The sequence below is a fragment of the uncultured Psychroserpens sp. genome, from assembly GCF_947492715.1.
Taxonomy (GTDB): domain Bacteria; phylum Bacteroidota; class Bacteroidia; order Flavobacteriales; family Flavobacteriaceae; genus Psychroserpens.
Genome location: NZ_CANLNS010000010.1, coordinates 12,567 through 35,583, shown reverse-complemented (window position 1 = coordinate 35,583; position 23,017 = coordinate 12,567). Strand labels below are relative to the sequence as shown.

The 23,017-nt window shown below is 34.2% G+C and carries 26 protein-coding genes; 10 read left to right on the top strand and 16 right to left on the bottom strand.

Features of this window, described 5'->3' with window-relative positions:
* Position 1: 1 nt before the first annotated feature.
* Positions 2-1,243 carry a peptidase T gene (gene pepT, locus Q0787_RS18295; RefSeq protein ID WP_298904593.1) on the bottom strand — a complete coding sequence of 414 codons (1,242 nt, stop codon included), beginning with the start codon at positions 1,241-1,243 and terminating at the stop codon, positions 2-4.
* 113 nt (positions 1,244-1,356) lie between these two features.
* Between pepT and Q0787_RS18290 the strand changes: the two genes are divergently transcribed.
* A complete protein-coding gene (locus Q0787_RS18290) occupies positions 1,357-2,394 on the top strand; it encodes a quinone-dependent dihydroorotate dehydrogenase (RefSeq protein WP_298904590.1) in 1,038 nt (345 codons plus the stop codon).
* A gap of 38 nt (positions 2,395-2,432) precedes the next feature.
* On the opposite strand, the gene Q0787_RS18285 is transcribed toward Q0787_RS18290, so the two are convergent.
* On the bottom strand, positions 2,433-4,184 hold the full coding sequence (locus Q0787_RS18285; protein WP_298904587.1) for a T9SS type A sorting domain-containing protein: 1,752 nt from the start codon (positions 4,182-4,184) through the stop codon (positions 2,433-2,435).
* An 86-nt stretch (positions 4,185-4,270) separates the two neighbouring features.
* Entirely contained in the window at positions 4,271-5,215 is a 945-nt protein-coding gene (locus Q0787_RS18280; protein ID WP_298904584.1) for a spondin domain-containing protein, read from the bottom strand.
* Between the two features lie 120 nt (positions 5,216-5,335).
* Here Q0787_RS18280 and Q0787_RS18275 point away from each other — a divergent pair, with 120 nt between their 5' ends.
* Together Q0787_RS18275 and Q0787_RS18270 are read left to right on the top strand one after the other, a co-directional pair.
* A complete protein-coding gene (locus Q0787_RS18275; protein WP_298904581.1) occupies positions 5,336-5,935 on the top strand; it encodes a LysE family translocator in 600 nt (199 codons plus the stop codon).
* A gap of 38 nt (positions 5,936-5,973) precedes the next feature.
* Positions 5,974-6,837, top strand: coding sequence for a hydroxymethylglutaryl-CoA lyase (locus Q0787_RS18270; RefSeq protein WP_298904578.1), 864 nt, complete (start codon positions 5,974-5,976; stop codon positions 6,835-6,837).
* A gap of 34 nt (positions 6,838-6,871) precedes the next feature.
* Here Q0787_RS18270 and Q0787_RS18265 read toward each other — a convergent pair whose 3' ends face one another.
* From Q0787_RS18265 to Q0787_RS18255, 3 genes are read right to left on the bottom strand one after another with little or no spacing between them, the layout of a single operon-like run.
* The gene (locus tag Q0787_RS18265; RefSeq protein ID WP_298904575.1) at positions 6,872-7,321 is read right to left on the bottom strand and encodes a DoxX family membrane protein; all 450 of its coding nucleotides are present in this window, start codon (positions 7,319-7,321) and stop codon (positions 6,872-6,874) included.
* A 2-nt stretch (positions 7,322-7,323) separates the two neighbouring features.
* Positions 7,324-7,971 carry an HmuY family protein gene (locus Q0787_RS18260; protein WP_298904572.1) on the bottom strand — a complete coding sequence of 216 codons (648 nt, stop codon included), beginning with the start codon at positions 7,969-7,971 and terminating at the stop codon, positions 7,324-7,326.
* 48 nt (positions 7,972-8,019) lie between these two features.
* Positions 8,020-10,104, bottom strand: coding sequence for a TonB-dependent receptor (locus Q0787_RS18255; protein WP_298904569.1), 2,085 nt, complete (start codon positions 10,102-10,104; stop codon positions 8,020-8,022).
* 104 nt (positions 10,105-10,208) lie between these two features.
* Here Q0787_RS18255 and Q0787_RS18250 point away from each other — a divergent pair, with 104 nt between their 5' ends.
* The 7 genes from Q0787_RS18250 to guaB all read left to right on the top strand — a co-directional run bounded on the left by Q0787_RS18250 (position 10,209) and on the right by guaB (position 16,253).
* A complete protein-coding gene (locus Q0787_RS18250; protein WP_298904566.1) occupies positions 10,209-11,099 on the top strand; it encodes a DUF6607 family protein in 891 nt (296 codons plus the stop codon).
* 33 nt (positions 11,100-11,132) lie between these two features.
* Positions 11,133-11,489, top strand: coding sequence for a hypothetical protein (locus Q0787_RS18245; RefSeq protein WP_298904563.1), 357 nt, complete (start codon positions 11,133-11,135; stop codon positions 11,487-11,489).
* Between the two features lie 105 nt (positions 11,490-11,594).
* A complete protein-coding gene (locus tag Q0787_RS18240) occupies positions 11,595-12,779 on the top strand; it encodes a hypothetical protein (RefSeq protein ID WP_298904561.1) in 1,185 nt (394 codons plus the stop codon).
* Between the two features lie 110 nt (positions 12,780-12,889).
* Positions 12,890-13,417 (top strand): FMN-binding protein, encoded by a 528-nt coding sequence (locus tag Q0787_RS18235; RefSeq protein ID WP_298904559.1) that lies wholly within the window; start codon positions 12,890-12,892, stop codon positions 13,415-13,417.
* Positions 13,417-13,920 carry a hypothetical protein gene (locus tag Q0787_RS18230; protein ID WP_298904557.1) on the top strand — a complete coding sequence of 168 codons (504 nt, stop codon included), beginning with the start codon at positions 13,417-13,419 and terminating at the stop codon, positions 13,918-13,920. Before Q0787_RS18235 ends, Q0787_RS18230 begins: the two co-directional genes overlap by 1 nt.
* A gap of 31 nt (positions 13,921-13,951) precedes the next feature.
* A complete protein-coding gene (locus Q0787_RS18225; protein WP_298904555.1) occupies positions 13,952-14,455 on the top strand; it encodes a ferritin in 504 nt (167 codons plus the stop codon).
* 325 nt (positions 14,456-14,780) lie between these two features.
* Positions 14,781-16,253, top strand: a complete 1,473-nt coding sequence (guaB, locus tag Q0787_RS18220) for an IMP dehydrogenase (protein WP_298904553.1) — start codon at positions 14,781-14,783, stop codon at positions 16,251-16,253.
* A 12-nt stretch (positions 16,254-16,265) separates the two neighbouring features.
* Here the strand turns inward: guaB and Q0787_RS18215 are convergent, their stop codons facing one another.
* From Q0787_RS18215 to Q0787_RS18170, 10 genes are all read right to left on the bottom strand, one after another.
* On the bottom strand, positions 16,266-17,009 hold the full coding sequence (locus Q0787_RS18215; protein WP_298904550.1) for a L,D-transpeptidase family protein: 744 nt from the start codon (positions 17,007-17,009) through the stop codon (positions 16,266-16,268).
* Between the two features lie 80 nt (positions 17,010-17,089).
* Positions 17,090-17,539 (bottom strand): HNH endonuclease, encoded by a 450-nt coding sequence (locus Q0787_RS18210; protein ID WP_298904547.1) that lies wholly within the window; start codon positions 17,537-17,539, stop codon positions 17,090-17,092.
* Positions 17,540-17,559: 20 nt separating this feature from the next.
* Positions 17,560-18,225, bottom strand: coding sequence for a DUF4272 domain-containing protein (locus Q0787_RS18205; protein ID WP_298904544.1), 666 nt, complete (start codon positions 18,223-18,225; stop codon positions 17,560-17,562).
* 104 nt (positions 18,226-18,329) lie between these two features.
* On the bottom strand, positions 18,330-19,202 hold the full coding sequence (locus Q0787_RS18200; protein ID WP_298904542.1) for a 2-dehydropantoate 2-reductase N-terminal domain-containing protein: 873 nt from the start codon (positions 19,200-19,202) through the stop codon (positions 18,330-18,332).
* 2 nt (positions 19,203-19,204) lie between these two features.
* Positions 19,205-19,546, bottom strand: a complete 342-nt coding sequence (locus tag Q0787_RS18195) for a n-acetylglutamate synthase (RefSeq protein WP_298904539.1) — start codon at positions 19,544-19,546, stop codon at positions 19,205-19,207.
* A 1-nt stretch (position 19,547) separates the two neighbouring features.
* The gene (locus tag Q0787_RS18190) at positions 19,548-19,904 is read right to left on the bottom strand and encodes a VOC family protein (protein WP_298904537.1); all 357 of its coding nucleotides are present in this window, start codon (positions 19,902-19,904) and stop codon (positions 19,548-19,550) included.
* Positions 19,905-19,925: 21 nt separating this feature from the next.
* Positions 19,926-20,459, bottom strand: coding sequence for a mechanosensitive ion channel domain-containing protein (locus Q0787_RS18185; RefSeq protein ID WP_298904535.1), 534 nt, complete (start codon positions 20,457-20,459; stop codon positions 19,926-19,928).
* Positions 20,460-20,507: 48 nt separating this feature from the next.
* Positions 20,508-21,461 carry a septum formation inhibitor Maf gene (locus tag Q0787_RS18180; RefSeq protein WP_298904533.1) on the bottom strand — a complete coding sequence of 318 codons (954 nt, stop codon included), beginning with the start codon at positions 21,459-21,461 and terminating at the stop codon, positions 20,508-20,510.
* Between the two features lie 34 nt (positions 21,462-21,495).
* Complete coding sequence (locus Q0787_RS18175; RefSeq protein ID WP_298904532.1) at positions 21,496-22,083, bottom strand: Maf-like protein; 588 nt, start codon at positions 22,081-22,083, stop codon at positions 21,496-21,498.
* Positions 22,076-23,005 carry a geranylgeranylglycerol-phosphate geranylgeranyltransferase gene (locus tag Q0787_RS18170; protein ID WP_298904531.1) on the bottom strand — a complete coding sequence of 310 codons (930 nt, stop codon included), beginning with the start codon at positions 23,003-23,005 and terminating at the stop codon, positions 22,076-22,078. The genes Q0787_RS18175 and Q0787_RS18170 overlap by 8 nt, the downstream gene beginning before the upstream one ends.
* Positions 23,006-23,017: the final 12 nt, after the last annotated feature.

The window sequence follows — 23,017 nt, the reverse complement described above, 5'->3', positions numbered from 1 at the left end:
TTTATCTCGCCTTTTCGGCAGTTAACTCTGCAATTTTGCATATGACTTCGGTTGCCTTAATCATACTTTCTACTGGAACGTATTCATAACGCCCATGGAAATTATGACCGCCTGCAAAAATATTAGGGCAAGGTAATCCCATATAACTCAATTGAGAACCATCTGTTCCGCCTCTAATGGGTTTAATTAATGGTTCAATATGTAGTTGTTTCATAGCTTCTTCAGCAATATCAACAATATGCATTACTGGTTCTACCTTTTCTTTCATATTAAAGTATTGATCTTTAATATCTATAGTAACAACCTCACGCTCGTATTGCGTGTTAATATCGTAAGTTAGTTTTTCCATAACTTCTTTTCTTGCTTCAAAATGCGCTTTGTCATGGTCTCTAATAATGTACTGTAAAACGGTTTCTTCAACCTTACCTTCAATACTATATAAATGGAAAAAACCTTGATAACCTTCCGTGTGTTCTGGTGTTTCCATTCTTGGCAGAGCGTTAATAAATTCTGTAGCTATATACATAGAATTTACCATTTTTCCTTTGGCGTATCCAGGATGTACAATTTTACCTTTAACAGTTACTTTTGCTCCAGCAGCATTGAAGTTTTCATATTCCAATTCTCCAATTTCACTACCATCCATCGTATAAGCCCAATCTGCCCCAAACTTTTCAACATCAAATTTATGAGCCCCACGACCTATTTCCTCGTCTGGCGTAAACCCAACCTTTATGTCACCATGTTTAATTTCTGGATGTTGAATTAAATATTCCATTGCCGAGACAATTTCTGTAATTCCAGCTTTATCATCAGCGCCTAAAAGTGTTGTACCATCAGTCACAATTAAAGTCTGACCAACATAGAGTAATAAATCTTCAAAATAACTTGGAGAGAGTACAATATTAGCTTCTTCATTAAGGAGAATATCTTTGCCATCATAGTTTTCTATAACTCTTGGTTTAACATTGGCACCAGTAAAATCTGGAGATGTATCAAAATGAGAAATAAAACCTATGGTTGGTACTTCGTGTTCAACGTTACTTGGCAAAGTTGCCATAATATAAGCATTGTCGTCTATACTCACATCTGTCATTCCTATAGAAATGAGTTCTTTAACCAATGCATTAGCTAAATCCCATTGTTTGGCAGTACTTGGTGTGGTGTCACTTTTTGGATCAGATTCGGTATCTACAGTAACGTAACTAATAAAACGTTTCGTAATATCTTCTTTGGTAATCATATAGTTTAAAATAAGTTTAAATGTTGATTAAAATACTGATGCATAATTAATCAAGCGAAAGTTAGCGATTATATTCAAAATCTGTAGTATTTTTGCACCAGAAAAGATTTCCTATGTATAAGCTTTTGCTAAGACCACTATTATTTTCTTTTGATCCAGAAAAAGTACACCATTTTACCTTTTCATTAATTCGAAATTTTTCCAAAATCCCTGGCATGACGTCGATTTTTAGAAGTTTGTATGTCGTTAGTGATAAACGTTTGGAGCGCGAATTATTTGGCTTGAAATTTAAAAACCCTGTAGGACTTGCTGCCGGATTTGATAAAAATGCCGTGTTGTACAACGAGCTCGCCAATTTTGGTTTTGGTTTTATTGAAATAGGAACAGTAACGCCTAAAGGTCAAGTAGGCAACCCTAAAAAACGACTCTTTCGGTTAAAGGGTGATCAAGGGATCATCAATAGAATGGGCTTTAACAATGAAGGATTAGAGGCCGCTGTCTCTCAATTAAAGAAGAATAAAGGTAAGCTCATTATTGGTGGAAATATTGGCAAAAACACAAATACAAAACCTGAAGATTATACAGAGGATTACTTAGAGTGTTTTAATGGGTTACATCCTTATGTAGATTATTTTGTTCTTAATGTAAGTTGTCCAAATGTTGGAAGTCATGCCAAATTAAATGACAAGGATTACTTACTAGAACTTATTTCCGAAGTGCAAAAAGCAAATGTCAAATTTGACAAACAAAAACCCATCTTACTAAAAATTGCTCCAGACTTAAATAATAATCAACTAGACGAAATCATAGCACTTGTAAATGAAACCAAATTAGATGGGGTTATTACGAGCAATACGTCTATAGACAGATCGGGTTTAAAAGCGTCTAATGAACGACTTACTGAAATTGGAAACGGAGGATTAAGCGGGCAACCTATTAAAGCAAAATCTACGCAAGTTATAAAGTATTTATCTGAAAAAAGCCAAAAAGCATTTCCTATAATTGGAGTAGGAGGTATTCATTCTGCACAAGATGCACTCGATAAGATTGAGGCAGGAGCAGATTTGGTACAAATCTATACAGGCTTTATATACGAAGGCCCTAGGTTGATAAAGAAGATTAATAAAGCACTCATAAAAAAAGCGAATTGAAACCAATCAATTCGCTTTTTTTATAGTTGAGTTATCCCTTAGTTTTTAATAAAAGGAATCGTATTAGAACTTGTGCCTTTAGTTACTTTTAAGTAATATACACCTTCACTAAAACGTTCAGTCGGGATACTCAAATCATCCATTTGAGCAATTGCTTTAGTGGTCACTACTTGCCCTAACACATTGTAAATTGTGTAAGCATCGGGTAAATTATTAGTGTTTGCTAATTCTATATTTAAGACATTAGTTGTAGGATTTGGATACACCGACACTTTGTTGTTATCAAAGTAATCATCTACACTTAAAGCATTGTTTGCCATATAGGTAAGTTCACCAGAGCCATAAGCTCCTCCAGTAATAATTGTACTACCTTCTAAAGTTGTTAATGTATATGATCCTGCACCAGAGGCACAACAAATACCATCGCCATAACTATCAATGATTTCAAATGTATAACATTCATTTGTGGCCACAACGAAGTTTTCAGTGAATGTTTGGAAATCATCTATGCCTTCAGTATATGTTGGACTGGAGTATAACGCGATTCCGTTACTATCTTTTAAATTCCATGAAGTTTCGGCTGGCCAATCATCTGTAACTAGCGTTAAGACGATTTCTGTAGTAGATATGTCTTCGCCTCCAACTTCTATATATTCTTGATAGACTTTTGTTAAAGAACTTGATCCATTTGAAATTGTAAGTGTTACATCATATGCGCCAGCATTAGTATACATGTGTGATGGATTTTGAGTTGTATAATCTACGATGTCATCACCATCAACATCCCATTCCCATGAGGTTGCACCAATACTATTGTCTGTAAAATCTACATCTAAAGTACTGCTACAATCTCTTGTAAAGGTTGAGGCAATATCAACATTAAAACTAGGACAAGCCATAGCCGCTCGCGAGGCTTGATAAATTCCATATATACGAGCATATTGCTGCGGAGAGAACTCGTCACGACACTCTTTACGAGAGTAAGACATTATGTTTCTTGGGGCAGGAACAAAAGAATCTCCATTGGCATCTGTTGCACCTCCAACATAGTTACATGAAGAGGTGACGTTTCCATAACCCAATTGAGGATCTGCTGGTGTATCACAAATAAAGTCGCCATCGGTATCGCAATTCGAACCATCTACGAGTTCTGTAGTTTGTGCACCATTCGTTGGTCCATGTGTATGAGATAAGGCAAAGAAATGACCCATTTCATGAGGTAAAGTACTACCATTAGTGGCACAATTGTTATTCATTAAAATCGTCTCTGGACCACCAGGGAAATAGGCATAACCACATAACCCTCCTCCAGATTGACTGCTTACAACGGTATTAGCAAAATAAATATTAATAACATTGCTAACATTATTTGCACCTGTAAGTGCGGCTTCCTGATTTGTTTCGTAGTCGAAATAATTCGAATCGTCTATATAGTTAATACCATCACATAAAAAGAATTCTAATAAGGCATTGGCGTAAAACGCATTCATGTTGGCTATTGCAGCATTTAACTGAGCTGCTGTAAGTCCGCCAGTACCATCGGTATTTCTAATAATATGTGCTTTGATTGGCACAGAACTTATAGCTGTGGACGAACGCCCTTGAGCTACTTTTTGGAAATATTCAGCTTCGTACTGTCTTACTTCTGGTAATAGCTTTTTAAAATAAGATTCTGATTCTGCGGTAAATACCGTTCCACATTGTTCATCGTGTTGCGCCATTGCGTTAAAAATACAACAGAACAAAGTTAAAAGTAAAAGTGACTTTTTAATTGGGACTCCCTTTTTCATAACAAAATTAGTAGGTTAAATATGCGGTAAACATATCAAAAAATCGACAAAACACCAAAATTAACCGATGAAATGCAGTTTGTCTTTTAGTTGATCACTACTTTCTTTGTAGATTCTGAACCATCTTCAAGAACCAATCGTACCAAATAAATTCCATTGTTTAATTCACTTAGATCCATACGAACCTGATCGTCAGAATTTTTATTTTCTATGTGAGATACGCTCTTACCTAATATATCATAGACGGTAGCTTCTTTCAAGGCATTGCTACGTTTTGTGTTGATATTAAAGATACCATCACTAGACGGATTAGGAAATAAAACCACTTGATTGATATCTGCCTCATCAACACTTAGAACCTGATTTAAAGTGATCGTCATCGTTCCGATAGGTTTATCATTAAACGGGCTCACATTTATTAATGAAGATACAGGTACAAAACTTGGTGTTGTTGGTTGGTCACCAGCTGTATAGGTAGCTCCACTATCAGTACCAGCATCATATGGGAATAAATCCAAAATGATTTCGTTTCTCCAAGTATTGCCATCTCTAAGATTGATGCTATTTATAGCAATCATCCAATCTGGGCTTGGAGCAATCATAGATACTAAACTCAAAAGTGGATAATCTGAACTTACAACAACGTTGCTTAATGTAGCAGAACTTATAGCAGCAAAAGGAGAAAATCCTTGTTGTAGCCATTGATTTGCATTTGGTTCATTATTAACTTCTGTCATTAAAGCGGTATTAGCCCCAAATTCGGCAACATTTTTAATACCAACAGAAGCTAGAGTTCCCATTTCAACCATAGTATAGTTGCTGTTGTGAGTTGCGCCAACTAAATTAGACCAGTGCGCATTTCCTGGAATGGCTGTTGTACTATTCCCTTTAACAGGATCTGCGGTTTCAGTTGCCCAATTACTGCTAAACGTAATATTATAGCTCGCTGTTGACTGTGCAAAAACAGCCGAAGTGACGAGCAATAAAGATAGTGTGCATAAAGATTTTAAAGCTAAAGTAATTTTTTTCATAGTGATGTAGTTTTTTATTTATATCGTTAAGTCGGAAATATATGCCCATTACTTACACTAAATTTTAATTATTTTTATAAAAATTTTCTTAAGCTGAACTACGACCTTCTTATATCATTTATGTTAGCCACTTCTGCGCTGGCAATATCACCTGGACCAGATAATATTTATGTACTCATGCAAAGTATCGTAAATGGCAAAAAATATGGATTGGCAACGGTTGCTGGATTAATCTCAGGATGCTTGGTACATACAACTTTGGTGGCTTTTGGAGTGTCGGCAATTATCAAAGAAAACGATTATTTGTTTTTCATAATCAAATTATTAGGAGCTCTCTATTTAATCTACTTAGCCTATAAGGTATTTATGTCTAGCGATGAACTGAGTTTGAGCTCCGATAATATTCCGAAGAAAAGTATGACGCAGTTATTTAAGCAAGGGTTCATAATGAATGTACTCAATCCTAAGGTATCTATTTTCTTTTTGGCCTTCTTTCCTGGATTTTTATTTAGTGAAACGATGAGTGCAGTAGTACAATTTTACGTTTTGGGTTTACTTTTTATGTTTGTTTCTGCAATAATTTTTTCTGGAATAGCGCTTTTGGCAGGTTCAATTTCAGAATATATCAAAAAGCATCAACGGGTTGGCTTCTATCTTAAATGGTTGCAAATTGTTGTGTTTGTTGGTATTGCTATCATCATTTTTACTTCGGAAAAATAACAAGTTCAAAACCATCTTAATTAGTATCTTTGGGCTAAATGAACAAAGCAGTAAAAATAATTGAATGCCCTCGTGATGCCATGCAGGGTATTAAGGATTTTATTCCAACGGAAAAGAAAATACAATACATTCAATCTCTTTTACGTGTAGGTTTTGACACAATCGATTTTGGAAGTTTTGTTTCACCTAAGGCCATTCCTCAAATGGTTGATACGGCAGAAGTTTTGTCACAATTAGACTTAAGCCAAACCAAGAGTAAACTGCTCGCCATTATTGCAAATACTAGAGGAGCAAATGACGCATGTAAACATTCAGAAATTGATTATTTGGGTTATCCGTTTTCAATATCAGAAAACTTTCAAATGCGTAATACACATAAAACAATTGCGCAATCTGTGGTGACACTTTCAGAAATTTTAGATTTGGCGAATGCTCACAATAAAGAAGTTGTTGTTTATATTTCTATGGGATTTGGTAATCCTTATGGTGACCCATGGAATGTTGATATCGTAGGAGAATGGACTGAGCGTTTAAGTAATATGGGTGTTAAGATTTTGTCACTTAGTGATACAATTGGTAGTTCTAATCCAGAAAGTATTGACTATCTGTTTTCAAATTTAATTCCGAAATATCCAGACATTGAGTTTGGAGCACATTTACATACAACACCAACGACCTGGTTTGAAAAGGTTGATGCGGCTTACAAAGCAGGATGTAGACGATTTGATGGCGCTATTCAAGGCTTTGGAGGTTGTCCTATGGCAAAAGATGAGCTTACAGGTAATATGCCAACCGAAAAAGTATTGTCTTATTTTACTTCAAAAAAGAACAATGACTTAAATGCAATGAGTTTTGAAAGTGCTTATAACGAAGCGACGAAAATTTTTACGGCTTATCATTAAAAAATAAACCCTCGCAGTTATGCAAGGGCTTAAATTATAAGGGCTTTATCCAAAGTAAATGTTTCCATTTATCTTTTTCTTTGAGTACCAAAACAACGTTTGTTAAAAATAAAAACCCTGTTTGTAACAACTCTCCAATGTCATCTGACTCTAAAAACAGATGAAATAAGAAAATATGTAATGTAATTGGTAATAAAAATAAAGCGCCTATAAAACCAGTTCCTTGCGCAATTAATAAGAATCCGAAGAGAAGTTCGCATATACCTAATACTTGCCAAAAATAACCGGTTTGCTTGGCTCCATTTATATAAAGTACTTTTTGTAATGTACTATGATGCTCTGCTACTGTAAACTTTTGGGCTTTTTGAACAACTTCAACAGGTTGTGGATTGGGGGTTTCAAATTTTTTAAAACCACCATAGATCATAAAACCACCTAAAACTAAACGTAAGATGATATATAAAATACGAATTGATTTGGCCATAATTAGAACGTTGTTGTATTTAGATTTGGTTGATATACATAGTTAAACGTAAAATATCTACCTTCATCAGTCATTGCATTTGGATTAGCGGGAGCATCTTTGTAATAGCTTAATATTTCTACTTTGGCATATTTTCCATCTCGCGTTCTAAAGACTAATATTTTTCCAGCAATTGGTGTAATTAAAAATGCTTGAGGATTATAAAAATACCAACCATTTTCGCTACCTGTAGCTATAGCGTAACCAGATTCAGAATCTTGAATGAACAAGTTCGTGTCTACTTCAGTGATAGAAGGGAAAGTCCCATCTACAATATAGGCTGCGGCATTACCTGTTCTGGTTGGCTCATCAGTTGTACCTAAAGATGAACCTCCATTTACAATGATTGTAGTTCCTCTAAATGCTATATCCCAATTTGTATTACTATTTGTTGTTTGCCCTGTTGAGAAATCAAATTTGGTAAATTCTCCAGTTATAGGTTGTCCTTGTCCACCAGATTGAGGCGCATGTAAATTAGTGATTGTTTGAGCTTCTATTTCTAATAGAGGCATTCCGTTTTCGTCATCGCTGTTGCATGATGACATGCCTATACATAAGGCAAGTAAGATTAAAAATCTAATAGATGTGTTTTTCATAGTAATGATGTTCATTTGGTGGTTTTGGTTTGAATAGTTCATGGTTTTCATGTTGTTTATGTATTAAAATTGAATATTAAGTTTTCCGTATATAATTCGACCAGCAATATTGCTGATGTTTTGAGTGTCTGTGAAGTTTAGTAGATTGTCTATGCCAAGACCTAGTTTATAGTTTTTATAGAACGTCTTGTTAAAGGCTAGGTCTACAATGGTATACCCAGAGACAAAGTCGTCGTAATCGTCTAAATACCCATTTCCATTAGTATCAAACAAACCATACTTACTTCTGTAAGTTGTTCTGATATTAGATTCTAAATTCCATTTCGGAATGGTATAAAATAGCTTGATATTAGCCATATGCCTAGAGCGATTATATAAACCGAAATAGTCACTTTTGTTTAATTGAAAGGCTGGGGAAGTGGGTGAATCTCTAGCGAATACCTCGCCATTTTTAAAGGCCTTTTCAGCTTCAATATCTTTAGCGTAAAGCAATTGGTAACCTGCCGATACTTTTAGTAAATTACTAGGTTTCCAATGTGTGTTAAACTCTAGTCCCTGGGTGTAAACCTCGTTAATATTATAATAGCTAAAGACATTTTGACCGTTAGTTTTATTAGCAATAATTCGTGTGTCTATTAAGTTATCAATGTTATTCCTAAACATATTTATATTGCTTGTAATTGAGGCCGAAATTTTATAGTCCACTCCAATATTTATAGACGTGGAATTTTCTGGGTTGATTTGATTATTAAATTCGGAAATAGGAACAATGATATTCGCAATTTGGCCTTGAGCTTCTAATGCAGTTATGGCAGCTGGAACAGCATTATAACCAAGTACGGTATATCCTACTGTGGCATTGGTAAAGTCAAAATATAATTGCCTAAAATCGGGTGCTTTAAAACCATACCCAATAGAACCTTTAAAGGCAAGTTTCTCGTTAAACACATACCTTATTGCTCCTTTCGGACTAAATTGTGATTTGTACTTGTTGTGATTGTCAAATCGAGCGCCAAGAAGAAGGTTTAATTGTTTTGTTAAGTTGGTATCATACTGAAGATAAGCATAAGGAGAATTAAAAATAGGTGCTTCTGTAAAATCAGTACGGTTTAAGCTTTCATGTGTTATGCCTATACCTGCAATAAAGCCATTATTTTCATTTATATTGTATGCTATTCTATATTCAGGTCTAAGCATTAATTGATTGAAGAAACTATTGCTAAATCTAGAGCCATCATTTTCATTGAGATATTCATTGGCTTTATAACGAGATGCATAGAACTCCAAGTAGCCGTTCCATTTTTCACTGTAAGTTTGATTTAACTGAAGATGCGTATTCCATTCTTTAATAGTACTTTTTCCTCTCAAAGTTTCTGTTGCAATAACATCTTGATTTTGGGTGTAATACCTGCCAGAAACGAACATGTTAATTGCGTCAGAAAAGTCATAAGTAAATTTCGTATTGAATGTATAGTTATGAAAAGGATCGACAGTATTGAGATTATCATTTTCAATGAGATCATAACCACCACTGCTGTATCTATTGATGAAAGCTGAAATACCGAGTTTGTTCTTTTTATAATTTATAGACGTACTTAAGTCGTTTGTATTGAAGCTACCGAAACGGTTATTTATAGAACCATTAAAACCAGTACGTGGCTTTTCGGTAATGATATTGATGACACCTCCAAGTGCTTCGTTGCCATACAAACTAGATGATGCCCCTTTTACGATCTCAATTTGTTTGATGTTACCAACTGAGATCCTGCTTAAATCTAAGGTTCCTGCAGATCGACCAATTAGTGGGACACCATCTATTAGTATTAAAGTGTATTGCGCGTCTAAACCTTGTAACTGTATGCCTTCACCACCTCCAAAATCGGGAACAGTTATTAGACCTGTTTGCTCATTTAAAATGTCATTTAAACGTATAGAATTAGATCGCTCTATGTCCTTTTTGCTCACAATTTGAGCGGGTAGAGGGAGTGATGATAATTGCCTAAGAGTTCTAGTAGCAGAAATGAAGACTTCATTTAATGTTTCTACTTTCAGTGAATCTTGTGATGTGTCTTTTGTTTCCTGAGAAAACATTTGAGTTATAAAAAAAAGTGAAAAATAAATGCTGAAATATTTTTTATTTAGAATCATTCTTAATTAAATTTGCCGCAAATATATAAGTTATTTTAATTCAATCTAAATAAGAATAAGAATATTTCAATTTTTTTTTAATCACAAAAACAAACACTTTAAAAATGAAACAATTAGCCATTTTTACACTATTAAGTATTGCATTTTCGTTACAAGCAAATGCTCAAAGCAAGAAGAAGAAAGACAAGCAAGCCATTAAAGAAATGTGCGGCTGTTATGAAATAAAATTTAAGTACGCCGAGACATTTTCTCCAGATATAGCCTATGAAAAGGCTTATGATTATAGGGCTTCTGCCTTAGAATGGGCGGAGTTAGTAGAAGATAAAAATGACAAAGTTAGCATTCAGCATTTACTCATTGTTAATGATACAATGGTCGTTAAACATTGGCGCCAAGATTGGGAGTTCGAGAATAAAAGAGTTTTCAACTATGAATCTAAAAATACCTGGAGTATGACAGATCTTTCTAAGGATCAAGTTAAGGGACAATGGACACAAAAGGTGTATCAAGTAGATGATAGCCCTCGATACTCTGGCTCCGCGACTTGGATTCATGCAGATGGAAAACATTACTGGGAAAATAAAATAGATGCTCCGCTTCCAAGACGCGAATATTCAAAACGAGATGATTATAATATCATGGTTAGAGGGAATAATGTACAGCTTACAAATTATGGCTGGTTGCATGAACAAGATAACGATAAGGTTATTCGAGAAATAGGAAAAGAGGATGAACTATTAGTACAAGAGAAAGGTTATAATATCTATAAAAAAGTAGCAGACGATGAATGTAAAATAGCCAGAGATTGGTGGAAAGAAAATACAGCGCTTTGGAAGAAAGTGAGACAAGAGTGGAATAAAGTTTTTGCTGAAAACAGCAAAGTTGAACTAAAAAATAAAGTTGATGATAAACGATTATATCAATATTTATTTGCTTTAGATAACGATGCCACCAATGACGAGATTAGAACAATCCTTAATAAATTTTTGAACTAGCCAACAGGCTTTAAACAGTATATCATATAACCAATGGAAGATATAAATACTATTTATTATAACAATTTCGGAATTGCCTTTCAATGGAAGCGATGTGCTGCCAAGGATGTTAATAAAATTCAACTCGTTTTTAGAAATACGGGCTTATACTTTAGGTATGAAGAACTCATTTCTTTTTCGCATTGTATTAATAGTGCGTTTAAAGAATTTTCGCAATACTCTGGTTGCGAGGCTAATGGCTTATGTAGGCCAATTGTTCTGCAAACACCGTGTCCCGAAGTGAGTTTCGCAATAAATAAAACAGAGTTGAGAGGGATTCACGATTTGTTAAAAGGAACACTTTTTCATTTAGATTTTGACAATATTTTAAATGAAATTTTATCAAAATAAAATTTATTTAAATTTAATCTAAATAAACTTTGTGTAAGTAAAAATCTGTTCTATTTTTGCATCCAGAAATCAATAACTATTTATATCAAGTCTAAATAAAAACAAATGAATAAACTATTTACCCTTTTTGCAATTTTAATCAGTGCAACTGCAATAGCTCAGGTGACACCTACGTCGCAAGATAGTATTACTTTTAACCCTCAACAACAATTAAATGCGGCACAACGTATTTTATCTGGTAACTACGGAAAAGCCGTTACTGTGGGGGCCTATGGTGAAATAACATACAATCAACCAGAAGGCGATAATGGAGAATTAGATGTACAACGCCTTGTATTATTATTTGGATATAGATTTAACGATAAAACACAGTTTGTTACAGAAGTAGAATTTGAGCATGTTGAAGAAGTTTTTATAGAGCAGGCCTTTGTAAATTATGCTGTTGGTGATAATGTTAGTTTACGAGGAGGTTTAATGCTAGTACCAATGGGAATTGTTAATGAATATCATGAACCTACAACATATAACGGTGTTGAACGCCCTGCTGTAGACAATGCTATTGTTCCAACAACATGGAGAGAGATTGGTGTTGGTGTTACTGGACGTTTACCAGAGCAATCTTTAACTTATCAGGCATATATTTTTAATGGATTTAAATCTACAGTTAATAGTGATGGGGAAGTAACAGGCTTCTTAAAAGGAAGTAATGGTTTACGTGGAGGTCGTCAAAAAGCAATCAAATCTACAGTAGATAGTCCAACATTATCTACTAAAATTGAATACTATGGTTTACCTGGTTTACGTCTTGGTTTATCTGGATACTTTGGGAAAACACAAGCTGAAGATGACATAGAGGATATTGACGGAACCAACATCGGAATAAGCATGGTTGGTTTTGATGCACGTTATGCGTTTAAGAGATTTGCGGCAAGAGGACAATTTATCTACGCGTCTTTAAGTGATACTGAAGATTATAACAACTTAACAAATAAAGATTTAGGAAGTGCTTTGATGGGATATTATGCAGAAGTAGCCTATAACTTATTGCCTTTAACAAAGGCACAGCGTTTATTTGCTTTTGCTCGTTATGAAAACTATGATACGCATGCTGATACAGATGGTGATTTGGTAAGAAATGATGCTTACAATAGAACAGATATAACAACTGGTTTAAGCTATCATATTGCACCAGGAGTCGTATTAAAAGGAGATTACCAATTTAGAAGTAACGCTTTAGATAATAGTGATGTTGATAACAGACTTAACTTCGGAATTGGAGTATGGTTCTAAATAGAACATAATATTTGAGTGTCTAATAGCTAATGCCGAAAACTTTTTTCGCATTAGCTATTTGGCATTTTAGTTGCTTAAATAGAATATATAATTAATACTTTTGTAGAATGAAATTGAGACAGGTTTTTATAGTGCTATGTGCAACACTTTTTTTGTCTTTTGGATTATCTGAAAAAATTCAAAAAAAGGTGTTTAAACAAATAAAGTCAACCTATGATGTTGAGACGTTTGAGTTTACACCATTTCAAATTGATGAAGCGGTTGCAAAAGAATTGCCGTCGAAATTTGAAGACGACAATTTTTTTACAATTACATCAGACGCTAAAATAGTAGGCTATGCTTATGTAGCAAAAGCGCCAAGTAAAACGGCTCAATTTGATTATCTTATTTTATTAGATCCTGATTTAACAGTAAAAAAAGCTAAAGTTCTTATCTATAGAGAAGAATATGGCGGAGAGATTGGAAGTAAACGTTGGCTAAGACAATTTGTTGGTAAAACGCCAAAAGACGAATTAAAATATGAACAAGATATTGTAGCCATTTCTGGAGCCACTATTTCTGTTCGATCAATGACATCTGCAATTAACGATTTGTTACGCTCATTACATATTCTTCAATCTAAAAATATTCTTTAATGCAACTCAACGGAATACTTGCAACTTTTCCAAAAGAAATTAAATTACTTATTACTGCGTTTGTTGTGGTATTAAGTATTGGTTTCTATACAGGATTGTTGTTTGTTGGAGAAACATCGTCTGCAAATCCCAATGGTATTGAAGAACAGTATTTGGGTAATGAAGATGATGATGATGCCACTGTGATGAAGTTCAAAAAGAATGAACAGCAAATGCTAACACTTGTACATGGCCATATTTTATCAATGTCCATTATTTTCTTTTTACTTGGTCTCATTTTGAGTACTGCAAAATTGTCAAAACGATTAAAAATGTTCTTAATTGTGGAACCTTTTATTTCTGTCGTGCTAACATTTGGAGGTCTTTATTTTTTATGGAAAGACATTATATGGATGAAATATATTGTTATGATTTCTGGAACCCTCATGACATTAACATTTAGCGTTTCAGTATTAATTATTCTTTATCAGTTGGCCAGATCTAAGTCCGTACTTCAAACTTAAATAGTTATCTTCGTAAAAAATAGCTTTCAAAATGAATACGACGATAGAAAACTTATTAAACAATCAAATTAAATACGAAGCGCAGGCTTCAATGCAATATTTAGCAATGGCATCTTGGGCAGATGCTAAAGGTTATAATGGTGTAGCAGATTTCTTTTACAGTCAATCTGAAGAAGAACGCGTACACATGACCAAACTTGTGAAATTTGTCAATGAAAGAAGTGGCAATGTCATTATTCCGGCACTGGATGTTCCTAAAGCATCTTATGATGGACTCAACGAACTTTTCGAGCAATTTTTAAAGAGTGAAATGTTTGTAACCGAGCAAATCAATCACGTTATTTACGAATGTCTACAGCATAAAGATTATAACGTTCATAATTTTATGCAATGGTATGTTACTGAACAGCTTGAAGAGGAGGCTATGGCAAGAACTTTGCTCGATAAACTTAATATTATTGGTAATGATAAATCTGGCCATTATCTGTTTGATCGAGATATAAATGCCATCGCTGCTGCTCAAGAAAATGAATAGCACTATCTGTTAATAACTTAATGAAATGAGATGCCTTTTTAGGCGTCTTTTTTTTGTAATTTTGTATTTATTTAGAATAAATTAAAATAATGCAAGACGAATTAACTATAGATAGTTCTCCTATTATTATCACTTCATGTATCATGTATTGTGAGGTTAATAAGAAATCAAAATGCTGTAAAAAGTATAAGAAAAAGGGCAAAACAAACTGCAGACGTTGCCCTAGAATATAATTGAAGTACTTTTCATTAAGATTTAATAAAGTCTTAATATAATTCTCTATTTAAGTTGTATATTTGCATGCAATTATAACTGTAATTGCATCATGACAGCACACGAAAATAAAATTGTTGGAGAAGGTCTTACTTATGACGACGTACTATTAGTTCCAGCATTTTCAGAGGTTTTACCTAGAGAAGTAAATATTCAAACCAAATTCACGCGTAACATTACAATTAATATCCCTGTGGTTTCTGCTGCTATGGATACGGTTACCGAAAGTAAAATGGCTATTGCTATGGCGCAAGAAGGCGGTATTGGTGTACTTCATAAAAACATGACCATTGAGCAACAAGCCAAAAAGGTACGTCGCGTAAAACGTGCCGAAAGCGGTATGATTATCGATCCAGTAACCTTACCATTAACGGCCAAAGTTATAGATGCAAAACAGAGTATGGCCGAGCACAAAATTGGAGGTATTCCTATTGTAGATGATAGTGGCACATTAAAAGGAATTGTTACCAATCGTGATTTACGTTTTGAGCATGCTAACGAAAGACCAATTGTTGAGGTAATGACGAGTGAAAACTTAGTAACTTCTGCTGTTGGGACATCTTTGAAGGATGCTGAAGAGATTCTTCAAAAGAATAAAATTGAAAAATTATTAATCGTAGATGATGACTATAAATTAGTTGGACTTATTACGTTTAGAGATATTACCAAAGTCACTCAAAAACCAATAGCTAATAAAGATACTTACGGAAGATTGCGTGTAGCTGCAGCAATTGGGGTTACAGGTGATGCTGTAGAAAGGGCTTCAGCCTTAGTTAAAGCAGGAGTGGACGCTGTGATTATAGATACTGCTCACGGACATACAAAAGGCGTAGTTATGGTGTTGAAGTCGATCAAAGAAAAATTCCCAAATCTCGAAGTTATCGTTGGAAATATTGCAACAGGAGAAGCAGCTAAATATTTAGTTGAAGCTGGAGCAGATGCGGTAAAAGTTGGAATTGGTCCTGGATCTATTTGTACAACTAGAGTCGTTGCAGGTGTTGGATTCCCACAATTTTCGGCAGTGCTAGAAGTGGCAGCAGCGATTAAAGGCTCTGGTGTTCCGGTGATTGCAGATGGAGGTATTCGCTATACAGGAGATATTCCAAAAGCTATTGCAGCTGGAGCAGATAGTGTTATGCTTGGGTCATTATTGGCAGGAACAAAAGAAAGCCCTGGAGAAACGATTATATATGAAGGTCGTAAATTTAAGTCGTATCGCGGAATGGGATCTGTAGAAGCGATGAAACAAGGAAGTAAGGATCGTTATTTTCAGGATGTTGAAGATGATATCAAAAAATTAGTCCCTGAAGGTATTGTAGGTCGTGTTCCATATAAAGGCGAATTATTTGAAAGTATTCACCAATTTGTTGGTGGATTAAGAGCTGGAATGGGCTATTGTGGAGCCAAAGACATTGAGACTTTAAAGGATACAGGACGCTTCGTGAAAATCACATCATCTGGTATTAATGAGAGTCATCCTCATGATGTAACCATTACCAAAGAAGCTCCAAATTATTCTAGATAATATCTTTTTTGATTAGTTGAAAATATAATTCCCTTCTTCGGAAATATCAATTCTTGGAAGTTTTTGATGTGCTTCGAAATAGTCATATCCTTCTTTTAGATTCTTCCAAAATTTTGAATTGTTGATGGTGAAGGTGGAATCTTTGATGATGTTTTCATAGGTCTCAGTATCGAGATGTGATGGGAAAATATGAACAGGAATTGCCAATTGTCCATTGTTTATAGCTTCTACGGCAAAAATATATAATTCTTCAATCCAATCATCCGTAATAGGAATACATCCAATAGAGTAACAAGAACCATGAATGAAAATATCTCCTCCTAAATTACTGTGTTTGGATTTTATTTTGTCTGATTGGTTGGGGTAGTTTATTCCTAATGATAAATGGAACTTACTTTCTGGATTAAACCGGTCTATTTGATAAAAACCTTCTGGAATCTGATAATCGCCTCGTCTTCTTTTAGGACCTAAGTTTCCTGAACTAAAGCAAAACGGATATGATGTAATTAATTTATAAGTTGAATCGTTCTTGTTTTTTCCCCAAACCTCTAATTGCTCTTCAAGTTTGAAAGCTCTCAAATAGACGTCTAGAGTTTTTATGTCGGATGTCTTGAGTAATTGGTCTACACATTTGAATCGGTCGGAATATGCTTTTTTGACTCTGGGATATTTTAATTGTGCTTCTTTAAAATTCAGTTTAGTGATAAACGATAATAACGTTAAAACAAATAGTAATGCAATGCCTTTTTTTATCATTAGTGGTTAGTTAAGTCTTAACTATAACTTATGATAAAGTGTTTTATTGTAACAATTTGGTATTGAACCAGTTTAAATGTTTATAAATCAAAACCTTTATAGGTTAGTCCCATAATTTCTTCATAAATAGCTCTACTGTCTGTAAATGGTTTCGTTTGTTCTAAAACTTCAGTGAGTACAAGTTGCATAGTACATTGTAAGTTCTCATCAATGTCATCTAAATAGTGCCAAGTATAATCTTCTAAAATGGTTTTAATTAATTGTTCGTCTTCTATTCCAGCTGCTTTAAAAGCATTTTGATTATCGGCTCCTTGGTGTCCTGTCATATAGGTCTTAACCTCACAAAGCATAATCTTTTTTTTGTCTTCGTGTGCCAACTCCTTGCGTATGTCGTCTTCAATATTTGGATTGGACGCTATCGTTTTTCTTTCAGGTCGTTCTTCTGTGGTTTCAGAGGTTCCCTTTTTAGAAAATCTTCTAATGATAATCATTAAGAGCAATGCTCCGAAAATGTAAGCAATAATTTTCATCTATAAATAGTATTTAGTTTTTAGGTATCACAAGAGATATCATCCCAATCTTGATTCATATAATTAATAAGCCAATTTAAGGCATAATGCCTTTCATACACCACACCAGGATGCATGTTTTTTATGACATAACCATTTATTCTGGCATCAGTACATGTCCAATCTAATCGATAATACAGATCATTAGCATCTAAGATTTCGGTTTTAGATCGCGACGTTTTAGTCGCATTAATAAATGTGTTCGGGTCAATACCAGATTGAACGGGATATTTTTCTAACGGAATTTGGTTTAGGTCGCACATGTCCTTTGGAAATTCGAGATCTTCTATAATATTTAAGGACCATAACAACACCCAAATACATTCACATTTCCAAGATTCACTGTTTTTTTTCTCGTCGGTAGGATCATTCAAAAAATCAACTTCATCTGGAGTGACGTAGTCCCATAAATTATATTTTTTGAGATAATCTATGGCTTGATCTCCAGACATTCCATTAAATGCTACAAAATTAGTGATTGCTAAAACTGTAACCCTCTGGGCAATTTCTCTAGGTGTTTTTATTGTAGTGTCTTCATCAGATTCAATATGCGGCAGATTGTAATTTATTTTTATGCCTTTCTTTTTTAGAAACTGTTCTGTTCTTTCTTTCCGATTGGGCTTGTTCTTTTTAAATAATCCAAACATTCTATGGTGTTACTAGTATTAAATGAGCATACAATATCAACAAAATTATTGTTACAATCAAAATTAAAATGGCTAGTGCTTAAAAGCCTATAACTGTGATAAATTTAGTCAAGTCGCTTAATTATGAAATCATTAAGAGGTGTATGCAGTTGGTATTGTTTTCCAAGTTTAGAGATAACCTTATTTTTTGCACCTAGTTCTAAAGGTTTTCCTTGGCGCATATCAAAAAGCATAGAGCTCCCTTTAGTTTCTGGATAGTTCAATAACTTGTCTAACATTTTATCAGTAAAACCTGGTTCTATAAGAGCTCCGTCTGCTCTTGCAACCCCAATGCTTTCGGTTAGAAGCGCTTTATAGTGTGCTACAATGTCCTGATTTTTAAAAATTTTGCACGTATCATCATGCAAACATAATATGGCGCCAAGTGTAGCACTTTCGCATAGTTTTTTCCAACTTTCGGTTTTAAAATCAGCCACTTGATTAATCACAATGTTTGTGTGAGACAATAAGGAAGTAAAACGAGTTGCCAATTCACTTTTTGCTACACTAAGTTTTGGTGTGTCATAACACTGGTAAAACCCGTTGTCATTGCATTGCGTAGGACAATCAATGAGGCATTCTAAAATGCGATGGTCTTCTGCAAACTCTAAAAGGGGCTTCTTCAGTTGAAGTCCGTTTCTAATGACGACAATTTGCGTTTGCTTATCTATGAGTTTAGAAAACCAAGGTGTTGCATTCTTAAATTGATGTTCTTTAAGGCATATAACTAACCAATCTAAAGCAATAGGGTAGGTTATGCTTGTTTTTACCGCTATAGGAAGTTGAATGCTTTGGCCTTCAGAAACTAATTGTAAGTTTGATTTTTTGGTCCTACTGAAATAGGACAATACATTTGAGTTATTACGCTGTAAATGATATGCAATTACAGTTCCAATAGCTCCAATACCTAAAACACCTATTTGAGCTTGAGCCTTCATTTTTAATGTTCTAAATACACAGAAGTTCCTTTGGCATTACTGTCGTCTAACCATTCCCAATTGAGGGCGAGTTTTATTTTACCATTCTCCAAAGTGGAAATAGTAGCAATAGCCTTACCTGTTTTTAATTGATTATCACTTGTGATGCACTGGTAACGCATATCAAGAATATCATCTTTAAGTATGGCTATTATTTTTCCATAGGTCACAGTGCCTCCATAATAATCGGCAGTAACAACATGCCCTTGTTGTTTATATTCAAAAATAGTATCAGCATTAACTTTACCGTTTTCCGAATTATCTATTAATGAAAATGTCTTATTGTTGAAATCAATAGTTGCCATATCATTCAGGATGAGTTTCACACCAGACCGCTAGCTCATTTCCTGAGGGATCGATAAACTGAAATCGGCGTCCGCCAGGAAACGAGAAAATCTCCTTAGAAATACGTCCGCCAAACGCTTCAACTTTAGTTTGTATAGCTTCTAGATTATTATGGTATAGAACCACTAAGACTCCATTTGTGATGTTGTCATCTGTTTTTTCAAAACCACCTTCAAGTCCGCTATCTGAAAATGCAGTATAGCCAGGACCATAATCTGTAAATTGCCAACCAAACGTATTAATATAAAACGCCTTTACTAGTTCTAAATCATTGGCTTTGAATTCGATATAGTTAATGTGGTTGTTTTGTGGCTGCATCGATTTTAATATAAAATTATTTCAACTGTCTTCTATAGTTTCAAAAGCATCCTTCTGAACTAAAGTAATGGCTTTTTGTAAAAGTAAATTATTAGGGTAAGTGACGAGGTTACCATTATCTTTTCTTAAATGAATTTGAAAAGAACGAATATCTTCGATAACGGCTTCAATTTCATAATCTTTGTCATGTATTTTAATCTTATCTCCAATTTTATACGGAAATGAGAAGAACATTATTATTCCTGATGTTACATTACTTAAGATAGACCAAATGGCGAATAGGGCAATTCCTATTACAGCAAATACAGAAGAAAAAACTAAGGCTAAATCACTAGTGCTAACACCTAAAATAAAGGCCTCTATCAAAGCTGCTAAAAATAAAAATGTAATGGTAACATAGCGTCCTACTATTTTGGCACGTCCAACATGAATTTTTTTAGAATTTCCAATAATCCTAACGATAAGCCTTGCGATTAATTGAATAACAAAGAACACTCCAAATACAATAGTGGAGTTTATGATTTGAGTATGGTAGGTAGAAAAAAACTCTGACATAATTCTTGTTTTACCAATACAAAGATATAATAGTTAAAATGGTAATTACTATTCTAAACCAAGTTCTTTTCTAAGAACTTCATCATCATTTGAATTTTTACTCCAGTAAGGCGATTTGATCGTTTTGAGCTTCGTTGCCTTGGTGGTTAAGGTTTTAGCGTTAATGCCATAACCATCTTTATAAGTTTCTTCCCAACCAGAAATATCAAAAGGAAATTGAGCATTAAAATGAATGGCAATTTGTCTATTTAAATCTGGATATGTAATAGTATATACACCGTTTTCAAGTTGTGCGTTTGCAGGATACGCTTTAAGTTCAATATGTTTTAATCGCACATATTCTAACGAAGGAATAATTTCCAAATCACCTACAGGTAAACTTTTTGGATCGAGCCTAAGTTGGGGCCATAGTTCATTTTCAAGAATAGCTTTATCCAACTTTAAATCCTGATCGGCCTCACGTTCAAAATAACTGTGAGAGGTAATTTCAAACTGATCTCTATTGTTCAATTGAGAGTACACATGACCACACCATTCTTGAACCGAACAACTTAATTTTATCGCATGCTCAGTATTACTAACAGGATAGAACGTTGATTGCATAATAGAATAGGGGTAGACTCCAGTATTGAATGTTTTGGTAGCATTTAGTTTTAAAATGGACGTGTTTGCTTTATTGTAGTTATCTGCCTTAACTTGTTTTTCTGGAAGAAAATCTTCGGTTACAAATACTAAAACAGCATGACCATCACGAAGCTCTCCATAACGCGCTTGCTCCAGTTGATATGATGTAATTTCGGCAGTTCCAGAATACCAGTAGTTTTTAAAATCTTCAGATTGCTTAAAAGATGGTTTTAAAACCTTATTTTCTTTTAATGCTATATCTGTATTGGCATGCAAAACTTGGTCTTTATCTGTTTGAGATTCATTGCAAGACAGTAATAGTCCGAAGAAAAAAACAGATACTATTGTGAGACGTTTGAAATTGGATATCTTAATCATGGCTCTAATTTTATATAAAATTACAACCGAAATTTTATAAAACCATACTGTTTAACGTTTTATAAACGAGGTGTGTAGGTAAGCCTACAACATTGGTATAAGAGCCATTAATATTGGTAATTGCAATTTGACCAATCCATTCTTGAATACCATAGGCTCCAGCTTTATCAAATGGTTTGCAGGTATCTATATAGTAGTTGATTTCTGTTTCACTTAGTGTTTTGAATGTGACCTGAGTAATGGCATTCACGGTTTTTTGCGACATCTTTCTTGTAAAACAAACGGAGGTAATCACTTCGTGCGTTTTACCACTCATAGACGACAACATGTTAAACGCATCATCGTAATCTGTTGGTTTACCTAGTGCTTTGTTATCATGCCAAACAATGGTATCACTAGTGATAAGAATATCGTTATCGGTTAATTCGTCTTTAAAAGGTAAAGATTTCAATTGAGCTAAATAATCGCTAATCTCAAAATGATGTAACCTATTTGGATATTCCTCTTTAACAGGTTTTAGTCTAATCTCAAATGTTAACCCTAAATCTTTAAAAAATTGTTGACGTCTAGGAGATCCTGAAGCCAAGATGATATTAAAGTTATTTAGTTTGGTGTTAAACATTTGTACTTAGTTTAAATATGAAAGGATAGAGTAACAAAGATAAGATACCTAAGAACATAATGAGTTTGTAAATAGAACTTATGTGCTTGTAGTCCTTCATATGTTCGGCTCCAAAGATTTTAATTGTGGCATAAATTAATGGAGCTATAATACAGAGTAAAAAATAGCTAATAGCCAATACATCTTGATACAAATAAGTTGCCATAAAATAAATGACTGCTCCAATAGGAATCATACTAAGGGCAAAGGCAATTTTAGTAGCACGTTCTCGACCTAATACAATTGGCAGTGTATGCATTCCTGCTTTATAGTCACCATCTACATCTTGAATGTCTTTGATCACCTCTCTAACTAAATTAATCAAAAATGCGAATATGGCATAGTCAAAAATTTTATCAAAAAAGACAAGTTGAAAGGCTCTATTCTCTGTAATCATAACTGGTAACAAATCAAATATCGCCACAATAAGTAAGCTCATGGCAACTAAAAGAGAAATAAGAATATTACCAAAAAGAACAGTGCCTTTTAAGTATGAGGCATAGATATAAAGCGAAATGGAGATGAAAACAAAAATAGTAAAATATGAACTTTTTCCTATCATATAAGACAAGCAAAACCCGAGGATTATTCCAATAATATTAAAAGCAAAAAACAGATTATATGCTGCTTTTTCTGAGATCTGTTTTCCAATTAAAACGCGGTCAGGCTTATTAATGGTGTCGGTTTCTACATCGTAAATGTCGTTGATAATATTTCCGGCTGCAGCAAGACACACTGTAGCCAATACTAAAAAGATAAACCCTAAGTTACTTAAGGTTGTGAAGGTCTGAAAGTGCTCAAAAAAGGCGTATTTAATTAAAACTTGCGCGATGATAATCATGACCAAGTTTTTCCAACGAATGAGATTAAAAAAGGGTTGCATTTCAGAGTATAG

Excerpts from the sequence above, each read along its gene's own strand:
- Q0787_RS18250 (WP_298904566.1), top strand. The coding sequence starts at position 10,209 with ATGAAACAATTAGCCATTTTTACACTATTAAGTATTGCATTTTCGTTA.
- Q0787_RS18230 (WP_298904557.1), top strand. The coding sequence starts at position 13,417 with ATGCAACTCAACGGAATACTTGCAACTTTTCCAAAAGAAATTAAATTA.
- Q0787_RS18180 (WP_298904533.1), bottom strand. The coding sequence starts at position 21,461 with ATGATTAAGATATCCAATTTCAAACGTCTCACAATAGTATCTGTTTTT.
- Q0787_RS18275 (WP_298904581.1), top strand. The coding sequence starts at position 5,336 with ATGTTAGCCACTTCTGCGCTGGCAATATCACCTGGACCAGATAATATT.
- Q0787_RS18215 (WP_298904550.1), bottom strand. The coding sequence starts at position 17,009 with ATGATAAAAAAAGGCATTGCATTACTATTTGTTTTAACGTTATTATCG.
- Q0787_RS18245 (WP_298904563.1), top strand. The coding sequence starts at position 11,133 with ATGGAAGATATAAATACTATTTATTATAACAATTTCGGAATTGCCTTT.
- Q0787_RS18225 (WP_298904555.1), top strand. The coding sequence starts at position 13,952 with ATGAATACGACGATAGAAAACTTATTAAACAATCAAATTAAATACGAA.
- Q0787_RS18200 (WP_298904542.1), bottom strand. The coding sequence starts at position 19,202 with ATGAAGGCTCAAGCTCAAATAGGTGTTTTAGGTATTGGAGCTATTGGA.
- Q0787_RS18285 (WP_298904587.1), bottom strand. The coding sequence starts at position 4,184 with ATGAAAAAGGGAGTCCCAATTAAAAAGTCACTTTTACTTTTAACTTTG.
- pepT (WP_298904593.1), bottom strand. The coding sequence starts at position 1,243 with ATGATTACCAAAGAAGATATTACGAAACGTTTTATTAGTTACGTTACT.
- Q0787_RS18235 (WP_298904559.1), top strand. The coding sequence starts at position 12,890 with ATGAAATTGAGACAGGTTTTTATAGTGCTATGTGCAACACTTTTTTTG.
- Q0787_RS18175 (WP_298904532.1), bottom strand. The coding sequence starts at position 22,083 with ATGTTTAACACCAAACTAAATAACTTTAATATCATCTTGGCTTCAGGA.
- Q0787_RS18280 (WP_298904584.1), bottom strand. The coding sequence starts at position 5,215 with ATGAAAAAAATTACTTTAGCTTTAAAATCTTTATGCACACTATCTTTA.
- Q0787_RS18240 (WP_298904561.1), top strand. The coding sequence starts at position 11,595 with ATGAATAAACTATTTACCCTTTTTGCAATTTTAATCAGTGCAACTGCA.
- Q0787_RS18260 (WP_298904572.1), bottom strand. The coding sequence starts at position 7,971 with ATGAACATCATTACTATGAAAAACACATCTATTAGATTTTTAATCTTA.
- Q0787_RS18255 (WP_298904569.1), bottom strand. The coding sequence starts at position 10,104 with ATGATTCTAAATAAAAAATATTTCAGCATTTATTTTTCACTTTTTTTT.
- Q0787_RS18185 (WP_298904535.1), bottom strand. The coding sequence starts at position 20,459 with ATGTCAGAGTTTTTTTCTACCTACCATACTCAAATCATAAACTCCACT.
- Q0787_RS18195 (WP_298904539.1), bottom strand. The coding sequence starts at position 19,546 with ATGGCAACTATTGATTTCAACAATAAGACATTTTCATTAATAGATAAT.
- Q0787_RS18210 (WP_298904547.1), bottom strand. The coding sequence starts at position 17,539 with ATGAAAATTATTGCTTACATTTTCGGAGCATTGCTCTTAATGATTATC.
- Q0787_RS18205 (WP_298904544.1), bottom strand. The coding sequence starts at position 18,225 with ATGTTTGGATTATTTAAAAAGAACAAGCCCAATCGGAAAGAAAGAACA.
- Q0787_RS18290 (WP_298904590.1), top strand. The coding sequence starts at position 1,357 with ATGTATAAGCTTTTGCTAAGACCACTATTATTTTCTTTTGATCCAGAA.
- Q0787_RS18170 (WP_298904531.1), bottom strand. The coding sequence starts at position 23,005 with ATGCAACCCTTTTTTAATCTCATTCGTTGGAAAAACTTGGTCATGATT.
- Q0787_RS18190 (WP_298904537.1), bottom strand. The coding sequence starts at position 19,904 with ATGCAGCCACAAAACAACCACATTAACTATATCGAATTCAAAGCCAAT.
- Q0787_RS18265 (WP_298904575.1), bottom strand. The coding sequence starts at position 7,321 with ATGGCCAAATCAATTCGTATTTTATATATCATCTTACGTTTAGTTTTA.
- Q0787_RS18270 (WP_298904578.1), top strand. The coding sequence starts at position 5,974 with ATGAACAAAGCAGTAAAAATAATTGAATGCCCTCGTGATGCCATGCAG.
- guaB (WP_298904553.1), top strand. The coding sequence starts at position 14,781 with ATGACAGCACACGAAAATAAAATTGTTGGAGAAGGTCTTACTTATGAC.